The organism is Nonomuraea sp. NPDC004702, from assembly GCF_053601695.1.
This window is the reverse complement of record NZ_JBSGCE010000033.1, coordinates 80791-97858: the sequence shown is the minus strand read 5'-3', so window position 1 is coordinate 97858 and position 17068 is coordinate 80791. Positions and strand designations below refer to the sequence as shown.

At 71.3% G+C, this 17068-nt stretch carries 19 protein-coding genes and 1 riboswitch; of the genes, 11 read left to right on the top strand and 8 right to left on the bottom strand.

From position 1 onward, the window contains the following. Positions 1 to 4: 4 nt before the first annotated feature. Positions 5 to 1042, top strand: a complete 1038-nt coding sequence (locus tag ACWEJ6_RS33450) for an ABC transporter ATP-binding protein (RefSeq protein WP_352361745.1) — start codon at positions 5 to 7, stop codon at positions 1040 to 1042. Continuing rightward, complete coding sequence (locus ACWEJ6_RS33445) at positions 1026 to 2042, top strand: ABC transporter ATP-binding protein (protein WP_452428948.1); 1017 nt, start codon at positions 1026 to 1028, stop codon at positions 2040 to 2042. Before ACWEJ6_RS33450 ends, ACWEJ6_RS33445 begins: the two co-directional genes overlap by 17 nt. A gap of 48 nt (positions 2043 to 2090) precedes the next feature. Here the strand turns inward: ACWEJ6_RS33445 and ACWEJ6_RS33440 are convergent, their stop codons facing one another. The 5 genes from ACWEJ6_RS33440 to ACWEJ6_RS33420 all read right to left on the bottom strand — a co-directional run bounded on the left by ACWEJ6_RS33440 (position 2091) and on the right by ACWEJ6_RS33420 (position 6389). Next, complete coding sequence (locus ACWEJ6_RS33440) at positions 2091 to 3248, bottom strand: lipid-transfer protein (protein ID WP_452428970.1); 1158 nt, start codon at positions 3246 to 3248, stop codon at positions 2091 to 2093. A gap of 26 nt (positions 3249 to 3274) precedes the next feature. Further along, positions 3275 to 3682, bottom strand: coding sequence for a Zn-ribbon domain-containing OB-fold protein (locus ACWEJ6_RS33435; protein WP_397217324.1), 408 nt, complete (start codon positions 3680 to 3682; stop codon positions 3275 to 3277). Positions 3683 to 3708: 26 nt separating this feature from the next. Beyond that, the gene (locus tag ACWEJ6_RS33430; protein WP_452428946.1) at positions 3709 to 4893 is read right to left on the bottom strand and encodes a S8 family serine peptidase; all 1185 of its coding nucleotides are present in this window, start codon (positions 4891 to 4893) and stop codon (positions 3709 to 3711) included. Beyond that, entirely contained in the window at positions 4890 to 5453 is a 564-nt protein-coding gene (locus ACWEJ6_RS33425; RefSeq protein WP_452428944.1) for a hypothetical protein, read from the bottom strand. Before ACWEJ6_RS33425 ends, ACWEJ6_RS33430 begins: the two co-directional genes overlap by 4 nt. 129 nt (positions 5454 to 5582) lie before the next feature. Beyond that, positions 5583 to 6389: an SAM hydrolase/SAM-dependent halogenase family protein gene (locus tag ACWEJ6_RS33420; RefSeq protein WP_387681351.1), complete on the bottom strand. Its 807-nt coding sequence runs from the start codon at positions 6387 to 6389 to the stop codon at positions 5583 to 5585. Between the two features lie 120 nt (positions 6390 to 6509). On the opposite strand from ACWEJ6_RS33420, the gene ACWEJ6_RS33415 reads away from it, so the two are divergent. The 3 genes from ACWEJ6_RS33415 (at position 6510) to ACWEJ6_RS33405 (ending at position 8312) form a co-directional block, all read left to right on the top strand. Continuing rightward, a complete protein-coding gene (locus ACWEJ6_RS33415) occupies positions 6510 to 6809 on the top strand; it encodes a DUF3263 domain-containing protein (protein WP_364339926.1) in 300 nt (99 codons plus the stop codon). Positions 6810 to 6848: 39 nt separating this feature from the next. Next, complete coding sequence (otsB, locus tag ACWEJ6_RS33410; RefSeq protein WP_387681348.1) at positions 6849 to 7619, top strand: trehalose-phosphatase; 771 nt, start codon at positions 6849 to 6851, stop codon at positions 7617 to 7619. A 108-nt stretch (positions 7620 to 7727) separates the two neighbouring features. Further along, complete coding sequence (locus ACWEJ6_RS33405; RefSeq protein WP_452428941.1) at positions 7728 to 8312, top strand: hypothetical protein; 585 nt, start codon at positions 7728 to 7730, stop codon at positions 8310 to 8312. Here the strand turns inward: ACWEJ6_RS33405 and ACWEJ6_RS33400 are convergent. Both ACWEJ6_RS33400 and ACWEJ6_RS33395 read right to left on the bottom strand, forming a co-directional pair. Continuing rightward, complete coding sequence (locus tag ACWEJ6_RS33400; RefSeq protein WP_452428939.1) at positions 8290 to 9474, bottom strand: MFS transporter; 1185 nt, start codon at positions 9472 to 9474, stop codon at positions 8290 to 8292. The genes ACWEJ6_RS33405 and ACWEJ6_RS33400 overlap by 23 nt on opposite strands. A gap of 41 nt (positions 9475 to 9515) precedes the next feature. Then, the gene (locus tag ACWEJ6_RS33395) at positions 9516 to 10940 is read right to left on the bottom strand and encodes an alpha,alpha-trehalose-phosphate synthase (UDP-forming) (protein WP_452428937.1); all 1425 of its coding nucleotides are present in this window, start codon (positions 10938 to 10940) and stop codon (positions 9516 to 9518) included. A gap of 31 nt (positions 10941 to 10971) precedes the next feature. Between ACWEJ6_RS33395 and ACWEJ6_RS33390 the strand changes: the two genes are divergently transcribed. From ACWEJ6_RS33390 to ACWEJ6_RS33365, 6 genes are all read left to right on the top strand, one after another. After that, positions 10972 to 11526, top strand: coding sequence for an RNA polymerase sigma factor (locus tag ACWEJ6_RS33390; protein ID WP_189654051.1), 555 nt, complete (start codon positions 10972 to 10974; stop codon positions 11524 to 11526). Between the two features lie 79 nt (positions 11527 to 11605). Further along, positions 11606 to 11746, top strand: a riboswitch (SAM riboswitch). A 13-nt stretch (positions 11747 to 11759) separates the two neighbouring features. Next, positions 11760 to 12992, top strand: coding sequence for a threonine synthase (gene thrC, locus ACWEJ6_RS33385; protein WP_364339916.1), 1233 nt, complete (start codon positions 11760 to 11762; stop codon positions 12990 to 12992). A 25-nt stretch (positions 12993 to 13017) separates the two neighbouring features. Continuing rightward, a complete protein-coding gene (locus tag ACWEJ6_RS33380; protein ID WP_352361720.1) occupies positions 13018 to 13293 on the top strand; it encodes a MoaD/ThiS family protein in 276 nt (91 codons plus the stop codon). Between the two features lie 243 nt (positions 13294 to 13536). After that, on the top strand, positions 13537 to 13737 hold the full coding sequence (locus ACWEJ6_RS33375) for a cold-shock protein (protein WP_106250594.1): 201 nt from the start codon (positions 13537 to 13539) through the stop codon (positions 13735 to 13737). Positions 13738 to 14081: 344 nt separating this feature from the next. Next, positions 14082 to 15710, top strand: a complete 1629-nt coding sequence (gene groL / locus ACWEJ6_RS33370) for a chaperonin GroEL (protein ID WP_357696638.1) — start codon at positions 14082 to 14084, stop codon at positions 15708 to 15710. A 152-nt stretch (positions 15711 to 15862) separates the two neighbouring features. Continuing rightward, positions 15863 to 16423, top strand: coding sequence for a hypothetical protein (locus ACWEJ6_RS33365; protein ID WP_452428933.1), 561 nt, complete (start codon positions 15863 to 15865; stop codon positions 16421 to 16423). A gap of 100 nt (positions 16424 to 16523) precedes the next feature. Here ACWEJ6_RS33365 and ACWEJ6_RS33360 read toward each other — a convergent pair whose 3' ends face one another. Further along, positions 16524 to 17054 (bottom strand): YbhB/YbcL family Raf kinase inhibitor-like protein, encoded by a 531-nt coding sequence (locus tag ACWEJ6_RS33360; RefSeq protein ID WP_397217311.1) that lies wholly within the window; start codon positions 17052 to 17054, stop codon positions 16524 to 16526. Positions 17055 to 17068 lie beyond the last annotated feature (14 nt).

The window sequence follows — 17068 nt, the reverse complement described above, 5'->3', positions numbered from 1 at the left end:
TCAAGTGAAGAAGACGTCGACAGACGTGTTGCCCGCCGAGGGAGGGCTGGGCGACGAACCGCTGCTCGCGGTTGACGATCTGCACGTGGAGTTCCGTACGCGTCAGGGCGTCGTGCGCGCGGTGAACGGCGTGAGCTACACGGTCAACCCCGGTGAGACGCTGGCGGTGCTCGGCGAGTCGGGTTCGGGCAAGTCCGTGACCGCTCAGGCGATCATGGGCATCCTGGACATGCCGCCGGCCGTCATCCCCAAGGGCGAGATCCGCTTCAAGGGCACCGACCTGCTCAAGCTCTCGGAGGACGCGCGCACCCAGGTGCGCGGCCAGCGCATCGCGATGGTCTTCCAGGACGCCCTCTCGGCGCTCAACCCGGTGTTCACCGTGGGCTGGCAGATCAGCGAGATGTTCCGGGTCCACCGCGGCATGTCCAAGCGCGACGGCATGAACAAGGCCGTCGAGCTGATGGACAAGGTCCGCATCCCGGCCGCCCGGCAGCGCGTCAACGACTATCCGCACCAGTTCTCGGGCGGCATGCGGCAGCGCATCATGATCGCGATGTCGATCGCGCTCGACCCCGAGGTGCTGATCGCCGACGAGCCGACCACCGCCCTGGACGTGACCGTCCAGGCGCAGATCATGGAACTGCTGGCCGAGCTGCAGCGCGAGAGCCAGATGGGCATGATCCTGATCACCCACGACCTGGGCGTCGTGGCGGACGTGGCCGACAAGATCTCGGTCATGTACGCCGGCCGGATCGTGGAGAACGCCCCGGTGCACGACATCTACCGGGCGCCGGCGCACCCGTACACGAAGGGCCTGCTGGAGTCCATCCCCCGGGTGGACCTCAAGGGCCAGGAGCTGTACGCGATCAAGGGCCTGCCGCCCAACCTGCTCGACCTGCCGAGCGGGTGCGCGTTCAATCCCCGGTGCCCGTACCGGCAGGACAACTGCGTGACCGCCGCCCCCCAGCTCTACGAGATCAGCGGCACGCGTGGCAGCGCCTGCCACTACTGGAGGGAGGTCCTCGATGGCGAACGGCAGTGAGCGCATCCTTGAGGTTCGCGACCTGGTCAAGCACTTCCCCCTGACCCAGGGCATCGTCCTCAAGAAGCAGATCGGCGCGATCAAGGCCGTGGACGGCGTCTCGTTCGACCTCAACAGGGGCGAGACGCTGGGCATCGTGGGCGAGTCGGGCTGTGGCAAGTCCACGCTGGCCAAGGTGCTGATGGCGCTGGAGCGGCCGACCTCGGGCTCGGTGAAGATCAACGGCAAGGACATCGCCAAGGCCAGGGGCAGCGAGCTCAAGCGCATGCGCCGCAACATCCAGATGGTGATGCAGGACCCGTACACCTCGCTGAACCCCCGGATGACCGTTGGCGACATCATCGGCGAGCCGTACGAGATCCACACGGAGGTGGCGCCCAAGGGCGACCGCCGCCGCAAGGTGCAGGAGCTGCTGGAGGTCGTCGGGCTCAACCCCGACCACATCAACCGCTACCCGCACCAGTTCTCGGGCGGCCAGCGGCAGCGCATCGGCATCGCCCGCGGCCTGGCGCTGCAGCCGGAGATCATCGTCTGCGACGAGCCCGTCTCGGCGCTGGACGTGTCGATCCAGGCCCAGGTGATCAACCTGCTGGAGCGGCTGCAGAACGAGTTCAACCTGGCCTACATCTTCATCGCCCACGACCTGTCGGTGGTCCGCCACATCTCCGACCGGGTGGGCGTGATGTACCTGGGCAAGTTCGTGGAGCTCGGCAAGGACGTCGAGATCTACGACAAGCCCGCTCATCCGTACACGCAGGCGCTGCTGTCGGCGGTGCCGGTTCCCGACCCCGAGGGCCGGGAGCAGCGCGAGCGGATCATCCTGCAGGGCGACCCGCCCTCGCCCGCCAACCCGCCGTCGGGCTGCCGCTTCCGCACCCGCTGCTGGAAGGCGCAGGAGATCTGCGCGGAGGAGGAGCCGTTGCTGCAGATCCGGACGGGGACCGGGCACGAGAGCGCCTGTCACTTCGCCGAGACGCACGACGTGGTGCACGCGGGCTGACCGCGAGCGATCGTGAGGCCCTCCGGGAGACGCTCCCGGAGGGCCTTGTCACGTGGTGGCCACGATCGCCGAGCCGTGGCCGAACAGCCCCTGGTTGACCGCCAGGCCGACGCGCGCGCCCGGCACCTGCCGCCCGCCCGCCGCGCCGCGCAGCTGGTACGTCAGCTCGCACAGCTGCGCGATCGCCTGGGCCGGGATCGCCTCGCCGAAGGAGGCCAGGCCGCCCGACGGGTTGACCGGCACCCGGCCGCCGAGCGCGGTCTCGCCCGCCCGCAGCAGCTTGTCCGCCTCGCCCGGCGGGCACAGGCCGACGTCCTCGACCCAGTCCAGCTCCAGGGCGGTGGACAGGTCGTACACCTCGGCGAAGGAGACGTCCTCGGGGCCCAGGCCGGCCTCCTCGTAGGCCGCGTGCGCGATCGCGGCCCTGAAGGGCCTCTCGGGCGCGGGAACGGCGGCGCAGGACTCGGTGGCGAAGTTCGGCAGCTCCAGGATCGTGTTGGGGAAGGTCGGGGTCACCGTGGAGACGGCGGCCAGGCGCACCGGGGCCGTCGCGCCGAGCCGCCTGGCGTACGCCTGCGAGGCCAGCACGACCGCGGCCCCGCCGTCGGAGGTGGCGCAGATGTCCATCAGCCGCAGCGGGTCGGCCACCATGGGCGAGGCCAGCACCTCCTCCGCCGTGACCGGGCGGCGGTAGCGGGCCATGGGGTTGAGCGAGCCGGCGCGCGCGTTCTTGACCTTGACGGCGGCGAAGTCCTCGCTGGTGGAGCCGTACAGGGCCATGCGCCTGCGGGCGTACAGGCCGAAGTAGGCGGGGTTGGTCGCGCCGAGCAGGCGGAAGCGCAGCCAGTCGGGGTCGTCGTGCCGGTCGCCGCCGACCGGCTTGAAGAAGCCCTTGGGGGTGGAGTCCGCGCCCACCACGAGCGCGACGTCGCACAGCCCGGCCATGATCCTGGTCCGCGCGATGTCCACGGCCTGGGCCCCCGACGCGCAGGCCGCGTAGCAGGAGGCGATCCTGGCGCCCGTCCAGCCGAGCGCCTGGGCGTAGGTGGCGCCGGCGACGAAGCCGGGGTAGCCGTTCCTGATCGTGTCGGCCCCCACCACGTACTGGACGTCGGTCCAGGCCACGCCGGCGTCGCGGAGGGCGGCGCGGGCGGCGGCCACGCCGTACTCGGCGAAGGGACGTCCCCACTTGCCCCACGGGTGCATGCCCGCGCCGAGCACCACCACCGCGCTCACGAGGCCCGCCCCCACATCCACACCAGCGGCCCGTCGGCCAGCGGCCCGTGCACCAGCTCCAGCTCCATGCCCACCTCCAGGTCGCCGGCCGTGAGGTCCCTGACCTGGCCGAGCACCACCAGCCCGGCGTCGTCGAGCTCGACGGCGGCCAGCGTGACCGGCCGGTACGGCTCCGCCGCCACGTACGGCTCCGGCGGCGGGTAACACGCCTCGGTGTAGGACCAGACGCGCCCGCGCCGCGGCAGCCGGACCTCGGCCGTCTCCTCGCCCTCGCAGCGCGGGTTGCGGCACAGGCCGGGCTGCGGCGGGAAGGCGACGGTCCCGCAGGTCAGGCAGGCGGTGCCGATGAGGTGGGTGGCGCCGTCCCCGTCGATGGCGAACCAGCCGTCGATCGCTAAGGTCATAGCCAGGAGTATTACACAAGCGCTTGCTAGGGTGAATCCCTCCGGCGCCGCCGCCGGGTCGCGACCACCCGCGCCGACATGGCCGCCGCCAGCACCACCATCCCGGCCACGACCGGCGCCCTGGAGGCGGGCGGCCGGGCCGGGCCCCGCCCGAAGTACGGGCCGGGCCGGGCGGCCGGTGAGACCCTTCCGTGGGCCAGCCGCCGGGCCTCCCGCAGGGCGAGCGGCGCGTCGGCCACCCCGTGCCCGTAGGCGGGGCTGTGGCCGCCCGCGGGCCGTCTCCTGGTGCCGCGCTCGATGGCCGTGCGCACCTGGTACGGCGACAGCTCCGGATGGGCCGACCGCACCAGGGCCGCCACGCCCGCGACCATGGCCGCCGCCGAGCTGGTGCCGTCGCCCACCACGTACCCGTCGCCGCCGTCGGCCGTGACGACGTCCGTGCCCGGCGCGACCACCGACAGGTAGTCCTGGCGGTTGGAGAAGGGGGCCACCCTGAGCCGCCGGTCCACCGCGCCCACGGCGATCACGCCCGGGTAGGCGGCGGGGAAGTTCTTCCTGTTGGCCGTGTCGCCGTCGTTGCCCGCCGAGGCCACCAGGACCGCGCCGCGGGCGAGCGCGTACTGCACGGCCTCCTCCTCGGCCGCCGAGCCCTCCCACGCGCCGCTGCCGCCGCCGAGGGACATGCTGATCACGTCCGCGCCGTGGTCGACCGCGTACCGGATGCCGGCGGCCAGGGCGTCGCGGCGGCCGGCGCGCTGCTCGGCGCGCAGCGGGTCGGTGTTCTCCAAGGTGACCCTGATCGACAACACCCGCGCCGCGGGGGCCACGCCGACCACGCCCTCCGCGCGCCCCCGGCCGTGCCCGCGGCCGGCGATCAGGCCGGCCATGGCGGTGCCGTGGTGTCCCCAGAGCCGCGGGGGCGCGCCGGTCAGGTCGGGGCCCTGGGCGACGGCCCCCCGCAGGTCGGGGTGGCGACCGTTCACGCCGGTGTCCAGCACGGCCACCAGCACGCCCGCGCCCCGGCTCTCCCGCCAGGCCCTGGGCGCGCGCAGCGCTCCGAGCTGCCACTGCCGGGCCCGCGCGACGGCGCCCACACCGCCGGGGACGCTCGGCGAGGCCGCCGTCCGCACGTCGTCGGTGGCGCTGGACGCCACGCCCGCGACCCCGGCCGCCAGGATCAGAGCCGGCAGCAGGGACGCGAGCCCCCTCATCGGGTCAGCGCCCGGTACAACGCCTCGGCGAGTTGCCGCGCGACCGCGCGCAGCCGCGGCGCGGCGCGGTCGCCCGGCCGGTACGCCCGCCCGTCGGCGTACCCGGCGGCCGTCGCCACGAGGTAGGGGTCGCCGGACCCGGACAGCGCCCCGGTGACGTACTGCCGCCGGCCGAACCGCTCGGCAGGCCCGCCGGGGAAGGCCACGGGCCGCACGGTGGCCGGGCGCGCCCCGCGGTACGTCCCGGGGCCCGGCCCGCCGAGCACGGCGATGCCGACGGTGGCCACGTACGTCTGGGTGCTGTCGGCGTACGTGGCCCGCAGGGCGGTCAGGCAGCCCGGACGCACCGCGGCGGGCTGGAACGCCACCCGGCACGACGCCTCGGGAGCCACGCCCGCCAGCACGTACGTCACCCTGGCCCCCGACGGGCTGAGGCCCGGCACGACCAGGGGGAAGATCCGCGTCACCGGCCAGGCGTGCCAGCGCTCCGGCACGGGCGCGTCGGCCTGCGGCCAGAACACGGACAGGATGGAGAGCAGCACGACGGACAGTTGGTACACGTCAACCTCGAACGGGAGGGGAGGGACGCCCGATCTGCCGTGCATTCTGGCACGCCGCCGATGATTCGTTCCGACGCTTCGGTAAACAGCCCGATACGCGGAGTAATTGATGTTATGCGGCCATTCGCCCTAAGGTGTCGGCGAAAGTCGGACATGCGCCCCAGGTGGGAGCCCCAGCCGCTGCGCCGCGTCGCCGTAGTTGACCGCGATGGCGATCAGCCCCGCCGAGTCCGTGAACGCCACCAGCTCGCCCGGCGGCACCGCCGCGAACGTCGCACGGAAGGGCATCGCGAGCTGCCGCCGCCCGAGCCACACCCCCAGCGTGTCGCCCACCTGGACGCCCAGCGCCTGCAGGTCGCCGGCCGCGATCGACAGCTGCGTGTTGCCGTAGCGGTCGACCGAGACGACCTCGCCCTCGACCGAGCCGTCCCGCAGCAGCGAGGTCGGCGCGGGCAGCGTGACCAGCCGCTCGACCGGCACCCGGGGGCCCAGCTCGGCCGGGTCCAGGCCGCCGGCCAGCCGCCCGGCGACCGGCGCGAAGACGTCCCGGCCGTGGAAGGTCGGCGACACCGGCCGCAGGAAGAGCTCCTCGTTGCCGAGCGCGTACGCGGCCCGCGCGCCGCCGCTGGCGTGCACCGCCCAGGACAGCAGCCCGTTGTCGGGGCCGACGAACACCCGCCCGCCCGCCTCGACCGCCACCGACCGCCGCGCGCCGCCCACGCCGGGATCGACCGCGCCGATGTGGACGCCCTCAGGCAGGTAGGGGATGGTCTGGGCGAGGATCGCCGCGCCCCGCCGTACGTCGCCGGACGGGACGAGGTGGCACACGTCGATCACCCGCGCCTCGGGCGCGATCCCGGCGATCACTCCGTGGCAGGCGGCCACATAGCCGTCTTCGAGCCCGTAGTCCGTGAGGAGCGTGATGACTGGGGTCACATTTCGTGACTGTACGTCCGGCAATCCGCCGTGAACAGCCGCAGATCGCACATTACGATTGGCCACGGGCCGCGAAGCGTGCGATGTGATCGTCGCACGCCCCTTCCCGAGGAGGACATCATGGGAGCACCGCTCAGCGGTGACAGTGCTGCCCAGGAACCGTCCCAGACATCCCTCAACGACCGCGATCTCGAACTCCTCGCCTTCGAACGCCAATGGTGGCGGCACGCGGGCGCCAAGGAGCAGGCCATCAAGGAGACCTTCGGGTTCTCGGCCACCCGCTACTACCAGTTGCTCGGCGAGTTGATCGACAGACCGGAGGCGCTGGAGCAGGACCCGATGCTGGTCAAACGGTTGCGAAGGTTGCGCTCCACCCGTCAGCGCGACCGTGCGGCGAGACGGCTCGGCATGCGTCCCTGACCGGCTGGGTACGGCAGCCGCGTGAGGAACATCCCTGGTATGGAAGCGATCCTTAAAGATCCGTCCGGCGCCGTGATCGGGCTCGACTTCGACGGAACCCTGTCGCCGATCGTGCCCGATCCCGCCTCCGCCAAGATCCACCCCGAGGCCCCCGCCGTGCTCGCCGACCTGGGCGCGCACGTCGGCGCCGTGGCCATCGTGACCGGCAGGCCGGCGGCCACCGCGCTCGAACTCGGGCCCGGCCTGGCCGACGTGCCCGGCCTCGTGGTGCTCGGCCACTACGGCTTCGAACGGTGGGAGCACGGACGCGTCTCGGCGCCGCCGCCGCCACCCGGCGTGCCGCGCGTCCGGGCCGAGCTGCCCCTGCTGCTCGACGCGCTCGGCCTGCACGGCGTGGTGATCGAGGACAAGGGCAGGGCGGTGGCCGTGCACACCAGGCGCGCCCCCGACCCCGAGGGCGCGCTCGCCGTGCTGCGCGAGCCGCTGGCCGAGCTGGCCGGGAGACACGGCCTGGTGATCGAGCCGGGACGCATGGTCCTGGAGCTGCGCCCGCCCGGCATGGACAAGGGCCACGCGCTCGGGCTGTTCCTGGCCGAGCGGGACGCCAGGTCCGTCATGTTCGTCGGCGACGACCTCGGCGACCTGGCCGCCTTCGACGCCGTACGCGCCTCGGGGCTGCCCGGCGTGACCGTGTGCAGCGGCTCGGCCGAGGTGACCGCGCTGGCCGAGCGGGCCGACATCGTGGTCGACGGGCCCGACGGCGTGGTGGCGCTGCTGCGGGAGCTGACGACGGCCTTCACCCGTCCCTAGAGCCCAGCCGTTCGTGAGCCGGCTCGCGGCCTTGCGCCGTCTGGGCCGGCTCGCGGCTTTCAGCCGTTCGTGATTGGGCTGCAAGTGGCGGGTCCTACGTTGGTGCGCATGTCACGACGATCTCTCGCCGCCGCCTCGGCCGCGGCTCTGGCCACCCTGTCTGCCGTGCTCGCCGTCCCCGGCGCCGCCTCCGCCGCCCCCGCCCAGCAGCTCAAGCTGCGCGGCGGCCTGACGCTCTACATCCCGATCGAGTGGGTGGTCCACCGCAAGGGCGGCGACGTCGTCCAGGTGGTCACCGGCCGGTGCGCCAAGCCGCAGGGCTGGGGCTCGCCCGAGTGCGACGCGTTCTACGTCCTCGGTCCCGCCGCGATCAAGCGGGGCGCCGAGGGGTTCGGGCCCTACACGGGCAAGGACCCGTACTATCCGGCCAGCGACGTGCAGCCCTGCCCGATCAACCGCAAGTGGGGCGAGGTCGTCGGCCCCAAGGTCACCAGGGGCTACCGGCAGATGGGGGCCGGGCACAAGGCCGCCTACAACGCCTGGCAGGCCACGTGCGTCAGCTATTCGGGCGGCGGCGTCAAGGCCCGCTTCACGCAGCGCGAGTGGTACCTGCCGAAGAGCCAGATCCTCGTCGTCGACCAGTGGAACACGCCCGGCCTGGCCGACACGCTCAAGTACGCCGACTGGAGATGAGCACCCCGGCGACCGCCAGGCCGATGACCACGGGCACCAGCAGGAACGCGTTCCCGGTGCCGTAGCCGTCGGCCAGCGCGCCGAGCAGCAGCGGGCCGATCGCCATGGCGGCGCCCGCCCACACGGGCGAGGCGGCCGCCGCCCGGTCCGCCCGGTCGCCCGAGGCGGCGATCAGCGTGCTCAGCGCGAGCGGGAACTGCAGCGACGCGCCCAGCCCGCTCAGCGCCAGCCCCGCGTACGACAGGATCGGCGCGGTGCTCGCCCAGAACAGCACCCAGCCGAGGGCCATCAGCCCCAGAGCGCCGGCCAGCAGCGGCGTGGCCGGCAGCCGCAGCGCGAGCTGCGCGCCCGCGAACCTGCCCGCCGCCATGCCGCAGACGAACGCCGTCAGCCCGGTCGCCGCGACGGCCGCCGGCACGCCCGTCCTGAGGGCGAACAGGTCGGCGGCCCACAGGTTGAACGTGAACTCCAGCGCCACGCAGCAGAACAGCACGCCCCCGGCCAGATGGAAGCGCCACCCGCCGCCCTCCCGCGCCGGGACGGCCTCCCCGGCGACCGCGCCGCCCCGCTCTCCGGCGACCCGCCGGGGCGCGGGCCAGGAGCGGCCCAGCGACAGCGCCAGCAGGGCGCTGACGGCCGGGGTGACCAGCAGGGCGGCCCGCCAGCCGAGCGCGCTCTGCGCCACCTGGCTGAGCACGAACGTCGCCACCATCCCCACCAGCACGCCCACGGCGTTGGCCTCGCTGAGCGCGGCCGGTCCGGCGGCCCCGTGGTGGTCGCTGAGCTCGGCCATCGCCGCGTAGAGCATGACCGAGCCGAAACCGCCGGCCACGCCGTAGCCGAGCAGCGTCAGGGGCAGCGCGGAGGCGGCCATGACCAGCAGCACGCCGGCGTTCATCCCGGCCAGGCCGAACCAGCACGTCGTGCGCCGGCCGAGCAGCCTGGTGAGCAGGGGCAGCGCGAGCCCGGCGCCGATCGTCCCGACCGCCATCGCGGTGCCGTGCAGCCCGGCGACGGTGGCCGTGGTGCGCTGGTCGGCGCGCAGGAGCGGGAGGGCGGCGCTCAGGCCGTACACGAACGTGGCGAACGTGCCGAGCAGGAAGTAGATGAGCCAGGTCGGACGGTCCCGGACGAGTCTGATGGGCACTGAGACCGTCGACACCCGGCAGCCTCCGTCATTGGCAGTGAACCCGACTTCTCATGTTAAAGCAGGGCGTCGAGTTGGGATTCCAGCCACTTGTGCGGCGGCAGCGCGGTGGCCGCCTCGTGCAGCCGGTCGCGGCGCCGCCGGCGTTCGTCCTCGGGCATCACCAGCGCCTCGTGCAGCGCGTCCGCCGTGCCGCTCACGTCGTAGGGGTTGACCACCAGCGCGTACGGGCCCAGCTCGGCGGCCGCCCCCGCCTCGCGCGAGAGCACCAGGGCGCAGCGCGGCGACAGGACCGGCCCCTCCTTGGCGACCAGGTTCATGCCGTCGCGGATGGGGTTGACCAGCAGCACGTCCGCCAGCCGGTAGGCGGCCAGCGAGCGCGGGTAGTCGTCGTTGACGTTGAGGATGACCGGGTCCCAGTCCTCGGTGGCGTACTCGTCCTCGATCTCGCGCGCGCAGCGCTGCACCGACGCGGTGTACTCGCGGTATTCGGGCAGGTCGTGCCGGCTGGGATAGGCGAAGGCCAGGTGGACCACCTTGCCGTGCCACTCCGGATGGGCGGCCAGGAACTCGCGGTAGGCCAGCAGCCCGCGCACGATGTTCTTGGACAGCTCGGTGCGGTCGATGCGGACGATCAGCCGGCGTCCGGCCACCTGCTCGGCCAGCGCGGCCATGTGCGACTCGACGTCGGGCTCGCAGGCCCGCGCCCACAGCGCCGCGCCGTCCACGCCCAGACTGTGCACGCCGACGCGGGTAGTCCTGCCCTCGTGGGCGACCGTGCCGGCCGCGCGGTCCACCCGCGCGCCCAGCAGCGCCTCGCAGCAGTCCATGAACGCCGCCGCCCACCGGGCGGTGAGGAAGCCCGCGTGGTCGGCCCCCAGGATGCCGTCGAGCACCTCCCTGGTCACCGCGTCGGGCAGCAGGGAGAAGTACTCGGGAGGCGCCCACGGCGTGTGGCTGAAGTGGGCGATGCGCAGGTCGGGCCGCTCGGCGCGGAGCATCGCCGGGGTGAGCGTCAGGTGGTAGTCCTGGACCATCACGCGCGCGCCGTGCCCGGCCTCTTCGGCCAGCGCCAGCGCGAACGCGCCGTTGTAGTCGCGGTAGGACTCCCACTCGCGCCGGAACTTGGTGCCGAAACTGGGGGAGTTGGGGATGTCGTACAGCAGGTGGTTGACGAACCACAGGGTCGAGTTGGCCACCGCGTTGTAGGCGCGGTGGAAGGTGGCCGCGGGGATGTCGAGCATCCGCAGGGCGCCCGTGTCGTAGCCGCCGCGGTCGAGCCGGCCCCCCGGGGCCAGGCGCACGGCGCTGCGGTCGCCGTCGGACAGCGCGGCGCACACCCACAGCACGCCGTGCTCCTTGGCCACCCCCGACAGGCCCGAGACAAGGCCGCCACCACCGCGTTTCATGGTCAGCTCACCGTCGTCGTCGACGGTGAAGGAGACCGGCCCGCGGTTGGACGCCACGAGAACGCTGTTCATTTGGGCTCCCTTCGCCCATAGGATCCCAGCTATGGCGCTAGATGAGCTAACCGAGGAACTCGCCCGCTCGGCCGCGGCCGGAGACCATCGCGCGCTCGGCGAGCTCCTGGCCAGGATCGAGCCTGACGTGATGCGCCACTGCGCCCGGATCCTGCCCTATCACCAGGACGCGGAAGAAGCCTCGCAGGACACTCTGCTGGCCGTGGCGCGCAACATCGGCCGGTTCGAGGGGCGGGCCAGGTTCAGCACCTGGCTGCACATCGTGACCGCCAACTGCGCGCGCACCACGTACCGCTCGCTGAAGCGCAGGGCCGCCGAGCAGACGTCGGAGGAGCTGCCGATGCAGAAGCCGGACGCGCGGCGGGTCAGCGTGATCGCCGGCTCGCGGCTCGACCTGCTCGACGCGATGGAGGCGCTGGAGGCCGACAAGCCCGACCTGGCCCAGGCGCTGGTGCTGCGCGACATCGTCCAGCTCGACTACAACGAGGTGGCCGAGCAGCTCAACATCCCGCTCGGCACCGCCAAGTCCCGCATCCACCAGGCCCGCAAGTACGTGCAGGGAGTCCTCGGGGAGGACTATCGGTGAGACGCGTCCTCTCGCATGGTGAGACGGGTGGTCGTTTCCGCCACTTGAGAAGGTAGAGTCCTTTTCGACAACTGAATATTGCTCATCCAGAGGGGTGGAGGGACCGGCCCTGCGAAGCCCCGGCAACCCTCCCGGCTTGTGCTCGCGACCTGGCGAGGCCGACCGGGACAAGGTGCCAATTCCGGTTCGCGGTCAAGGTGGCCGCGGGCGAAGATGAGGGAAGGCCTCGCTTCATGTCGCTCGACTTTGGTCCTGCCGTCGCTCTGTCCTGCCGCGAGTGCGGCACGCGCTACCCCCTGGGTCCCAGCTTCGCCTGCCTGGAGTGTTTCGGGCCGCTCGAAGCGGCCTACTCCTTCGGCCAGGTGACCCGCGCGGACATCGAGTCCGGCCCCGCCAACATCTGGCGCTACCGCTCCCTGCTCCCGGTCCCCGCCGACGTGGCGAGCAAGCCCAACATGAACCCGGGCTGGACGAAGCTGGTCAAGGCCGGCAACCTCGGCAAGGCGCTCGGCATCCGGTCCCTGCACGTGAAGGACGACTCGGGCAACCCCACCCACTCCTTCAAGGACCGGGTGGTCGCCATCGCCGTCGAGGCGGCCAGGAACTTCGGCTTCCACACGCTCTCCTGCTCCTCCACGGGCAACCTCGCCGGCGCGGTCACCGCCGCCGCCGCGCGGGCCGGCCTCGACGCGTGCGTGTTCATCCCGGCCGACCTCGAAGCGGCCAAGATCGCCATGGCCCGGGTGTTCGGCGGCCGGCTGATCGGCATCGACGGCACGTACGACGAGGTCAACCGGTTCTGTTCGGAGCTGATCGGCGACCCGCTGGGCGAGCGGTGGGGGTTCGTCAACGTCAACCTGCGGCCCTACTACGCCGAGGGGTCCAAGACGCTCGCGTACGAGATCGCCGAGCAGCTCGGCTGGCGGCTGCCGGAGCAGATCGTCATCCCCATCGCCTCCGGTTCCCAGCTCACGAAGATCGACAAGGGGTTCAAGGAGCTGATCGCGCTCGGGCTGGTCGAGGACACCCCCTACAAGGTGTTCGGGGCCCAGGCGGCCGGGTGCTCGCCGGTCTCGACGGCGTACAAGGCGGGGCACGACGTCGTCCAGCCGGTCAAGCCGGACACGATCGCCAAGTCGCTGGCCATCGGCAACCCCGCCGACGGGCCGTACGTGCTGGACATCGCCCGGCGCACGGGCGGGGGCGTCGAGGACGTCACCGACCCCGAGATCGTCGCCGCCATCAAGCTCCTGGCCTCCACCGAGGGCATCTTCGCCGAGACCGCGGGCGGCGTCACGGTGGGCGTGCTGAAGAAGCTCGTCGAGACGGGCAGGCTCGACCCCGAGGCCGAGACGGTGGTCCTGAACACCGGCGACGGCCTGAAGACGCTCGACGCGATCAGCGACGACGCGCGGCCCACCGCCGTGATCCGGCCCTCTCTCGACGCGTTCCGCGCGACTGTCTGACAATCCAGGAAAGGCAACAAAAACCATGAGCGTTTCTGTGCGGATTCCCACCATTCTGCGCACTTACACCGGGGGTAACGCCGAAGTGAGTGGCGAAGGGGCGACTCTTCGTGACGTTCTCGCCAAGCTTGACTCCGACTACCCGGGGATCGGCGCGAGAATTCTGGATGAATCGGGCAAGATTCGTCGTTTTGTCAACGTATACGTTGGTGATGAGGATGTCCGTTTCGCCGAGGGCCTGGACACTCCCGCCCCTGAAGGCACTCAGATCTCCATCATCCCCGCCGTCGCGGGCGGCTGACCGCCGGACCACCGACTCTTGAAGGCGCCCCTTGTGGGCGCCTTCTTGTTTTAGAACCAAATTCAACCTCGAACGACTCAGCCTTCGATGAAATTAGCGTTTTGTCGGTTGACTCTGTTGCCAAACCCCGTGCCACAGGTATGGTCGAGGGCGATCGTCTGGCTGATTTTCCCAAAAGTCATGCGATTACGGGTCTCGCGAAGGAATGGGCGAGATCTGCGAGCCCAGTAAGAGGAGTCGGAAGTGGCGCAGGGCACCGTCAAGTGGTTCAACGCGGACAAGGGCTACGGCTTCATCGCGGTAGACGGTGGTAAGGATGTATTCGTCCATTACTCAGCGATCATGATGGACGGGTACCGCTCTCTCGAACAGGGACAGCGCGTCGAGTTCGAGATCACGCAGGGCCAGAAGGGGCCGCAGGCGGAGTCCGTCCGCACGGTCTGATTCACCCTCGCTGGTATGCACCAAGGCGGGACGTGCGGCAGCGCAGTCCGTACGGGCTCGCCACTGTTTCCTCCGTCGGCTTCGCACGGCGGGCCGCGCCTCAGGGGCGGCTCGCCGTGCGAACCGGCGCACCCGATGACCTGCCCGATGAGCTGGGGTGGGGTGCCCGTGGCTTGCACTCGGCAGGGTAGAGTGCTAAACAGTTCGTTGGCACTCTGTGTGGCAGAGTGCCAACAACTCGGATCGAGACGATGGGGTCTGCCGAACGGAGATGCAGGCCTATGCCGTCGCGGGCGTCGGCTCGGTCCAGGACACGCCACCCTGCATCTGGGAGGTCTAGCCTTATGGCAGCCAAGATGATCGCGTTTGACGAGGACGCCCGGCGCGGTCTCGAGCGCGGTATGAACCAGCTCGCCGACGCCGTCAAGGTGACCTTGGGCCCCAAGGGGCGCAACGTCGTGCTGGAGAAGAAGTGGGGCGCTCCCACGATCACCAACGACGGCGTCTCCATCGCCAAGGAGATCGAGCTCGAGGACCCGTGGGAGAAGATCGGCGCCGAGCTGGTCAAGGAAGTCGCCAAGAAGACTGACGACGTCGCCGGCGACGGCACCACCACGGCCACCGTGCTCGCCCAGGCTCTGGTGCGCGAAGGTCTGCGCAACGTGGCCGCCGGCGCCAACCCGATGGCCCTGAAGAAGGGCATCGAGGCCGCCGTCGAGCGGGTCAGCGAGGAGCTCTCCAAGCTGGCCAAGGACGTGGAGACCAAGGAGCAGATCGCCTCCACCGCCTCCATCTCCGCCGCCGACCCCGAGATCGGCTCGCTCATCGCCGAGGCGATGGACAAGGTCGGCAAGGAAGGCGTCATCACCGTCGAGGAGAGCAACACCTTCGGCCTGGAGCTTGAGCTCACCGAGGGCATGCGCTTCGACAAGGGCATGACGTCGATGTACTTCGTGACCGACTCCGACCGCATGGAGGCCGTTCTCGAAGACCCGTACATCCTGATCGTCAACAGCAAGGTCTCGGCCAACAAGGACCTGCTGCCGCTGCTCGACAAGGTCGTGCAGTCCGGCAAGCCGCTGCTGATCATCGCCGAGGACGTCGACGGCGAGGCCCTGGCGACCCTGGTGGTCAACAAGATCCGCGGCCTGTTCCGCTCCGTGGCCGTCAAGGCCCCGGGCTTCGGCGACCGCCGCAAGGCCATGCTGGGCGACATCGCGATCCTGACCGGTGGTCAGGTCATCGCCGAGGAGGTCGGCCTCAAGCTCGAGACCGCCACCCTCGACCTGCTCGGCCGCGCCCGCAAGGTCGTGGTGACCAAGGACGAGACCACCATCGTCGACGGCGCCGGTGACGCCGAGGCGATCTCCGGCCGGGTCAACGAGATCCGCGCCGAGATCGAGCGCACCGACTCCGACTACGACCGCGAGAAGCTGCAGGAGCGCCTGGCCAAGCTGGCCGGTGGCGTGGCGGTCATCAAGGCCGGCGCGGCGACCGAGGTCGAGCTCAAGGAGCGCAAGCACCGCATCGAGGACGCCGTGCGCAACGCCAAGGCGGCCGTCGAGGAGGGCATCGTCCCCGGCGGTGGCGTGGCGCTGCTGCAGGCCGGCGCCAAGGCGTTCGACAAGCTCGAGCTCAACGGCGACGAGGCCACCGGCGCGGCGATCGTGAAGAAGGCTCTTGAGGAGCCCCTCAAGCAGATCGCGGTCAACGCCGGTCTTGAGGGCGGCGTCGTCGTGGAGAAGGTGCGCAACCTGACCCCGGGCGAGGGCCTCAACGCCGCTTCCGGCGAGTACGTCAACATGTTCGAGTCCGGGATCATCGACCCGGCCAAGGTGACGCGCTCCGCGCTGCAGAACGCCGCCTCCATCGCGGCGCTCTTCCTCACCACCGAGGCCGTCATCGCCGAGAAGCCCGAGAAGACCCCTGCTGCTCCGGCCGGCATGCCCGGCGGCGGCGACATGGACTTCTAGGCCTCGCCTGGTCGCTGACGCATCAGAAGGCGGTTCGGATCTCCAAGGATCCGGCCGCCTTTTGTTGTGTCCGATCCTGTCACGTTTAGTAGTTATAGACTACGGACAGTAACGAAACTAAGTGACGATTCACCGCACAAAGGAGTAGTTACATGAATTCCCGCACCGCGCGCGTTCTCGGGCTCGGAGCCGTCATGCTGGCCGCCGCGGCCGCCATGACGATGCCCGCCCAGGCAGACGACCACGGTTACCTGGACGAGGCCCTGGAGTACGTCGACGTGCCCTACTGCGCGGGCTACCTGGAACTGTACGACCGCGACTACTGCGCCTCGCCGTCCAGGTGGACGTCGCAGGACGAGCGCGGGGAGATGTCGGAGGAGGGTGAGGACAGGTCGTCGGAGGAAGCCGAGGACAGGTCGTCGGACCAGGCCGACGAGCGGTCGACGGACGAGGCCGACGAGCGGTCCGGCGAGCGCGGCGACGCCTCGGACGAGGGCGTGGACATGTCCGGCGAGCGCGAGGACGTCTCGGACGAGGGGCAGGAGATGTCCGGCGAGCGTGAGGACGTCTCGGACGAGGGTCAGGACACGTCGGGCGAGCGCGAGGACGTCTCGGACGCCTTCGCGGGCGAGTCGGGCGGCGAGAGCGAGGACCTGTCGTCCAACGCCCCCGGGGACTTCACGTTCGCGGACGAGCTGGTGCAGGGCGACTGAACCCCGTCTGGTGGCGCCGGGCGTACGAACCCGACGCGGCACCACGGCGAAGGCGCCCCGAACGCGAACGGGGCGCCTTCGCCGCGGTGTTGTGCCGGTCTCAGACGCCGAAGTGCGCGACGATGTGGCCGCGGGCCAGCGTGTTGGCGGTGATGTTGAAGCCGACCACGGCCGGGCTCGCGTCGCCGCCGACGCCCAGCTCGTCGACCCCGAGCGCGTGCACCGTGAAGACGTAGCGGTGAGGGGCGCCGGGCGGGGGAGCGGCGCCGCCGTAGTCTTTGGTGCCGTAGTCGTTGCGGGCGTGGACCGCGCCGGCGGGCAGGCCCTTGAAGTCGGGGCCGGTGCCCGCGCCCCTGGGCAGCTCCGTGGTGTCGCCGGGCAGGTCGAACAGCACCCAGTGCCAGAAGCCGCTGCCGGTGGGGGCGTCGGGGTCGTGGCAGGTGACGGCGTAGCCGCGGGTGCCCTCGGGCGCGCCCGACCAGCGCAGCTGGGGCGAGACGTTCCCGCCGGTCATCCCCCAGTCGTCGAAGACGTGGAGGTCGTTCAGCCGCTCGCCGTCGCGGATGTCGTCGCTCTCCACCACGAGCGCGGGGACCGGGGGCAGGTGTTCATGCGGAAGCGGTGCGGGCACGGCATCCTCCTAGG

Bases quoted from the DNA above. Each gene is read 5' to 3' on its own strand.
- ACWEJ6_RS33445 (WP_452428948.1), top strand. From the start codon at position 1,026: ATGGCGAACGGCAGTGAGCGCATCCTTGAGGTTCGCGACCTGGTCAAG.
- ACWEJ6_RS33440 (WP_452428970.1), bottom strand. From the start codon at position 3,248: ATGCACCCGTGGGGCAAGTGGGGACGTCCCTTCGCCGAGTACGGCGTG.
- ACWEJ6_RS33435 (WP_397217324.1), bottom strand. From the start codon at position 3,682: ATGACCTTAGCGATCGACGGCTGGTTCGCCATCGACGGGGACGGCGCC.
- ACWEJ6_RS33430 (WP_452428946.1), bottom strand. From the start codon at position 4,893: ATGAGGGGGCTCGCGTCCCTGCTGCCGGCTCTGATCCTGGCGGCCGGG.
- ACWEJ6_RS33415 (WP_364339926.1), top strand. From the start codon at position 6,510: ATGGGAGCACCGCTCAGCGGTGACAGTGCTGCCCAGGAACCGTCCCAG.
- otsB (WP_387681348.1), top strand. From the start codon at position 6,849: ATGGAAGCGATCCTTAAAGATCCGTCCGGCGCCGTGATCGGGCTCGAC.
- ACWEJ6_RS33405 (WP_452428941.1), top strand. From the start codon at position 7,728: ATGTCACGACGATCTCTCGCCGCCGCCTCGGCCGCGGCTCTGGCCACC.
- ACWEJ6_RS33395 (WP_452428937.1), bottom strand. From the start codon at position 10,940: ATGAACAGCGTTCTCGTGGCGTCCAACCGCGGGCCGGTCTCCTTCACC.
- ACWEJ6_RS33390 (WP_189654051.1), top strand. From the start codon at position 10,972: ATGGCGCTAGATGAGCTAACCGAGGAACTCGCCCGCTCGGCCGCGGCC.
- thrC (WP_364339916.1), top strand. From the start codon at position 11,760: ATGTCGCTCGACTTTGGTCCTGCCGTCGCTCTGTCCTGCCGCGAGTGC.
- ACWEJ6_RS33380 (WP_352361720.1), top strand. From the start codon at position 13,018: ATGAGCGTTTCTGTGCGGATTCCCACCATTCTGCGCACTTACACCGGG.
- groL (WP_357696638.1), top strand. From the start codon at position 14,082: ATGGCAGCCAAGATGATCGCGTTTGACGAGGACGCCCGGCGCGGTCTC.
- ACWEJ6_RS33365 (WP_452428933.1), top strand. From the start codon at position 15,863: ATGAATTCCCGCACCGCGCGCGTTCTCGGGCTCGGAGCCGTCATGCTG.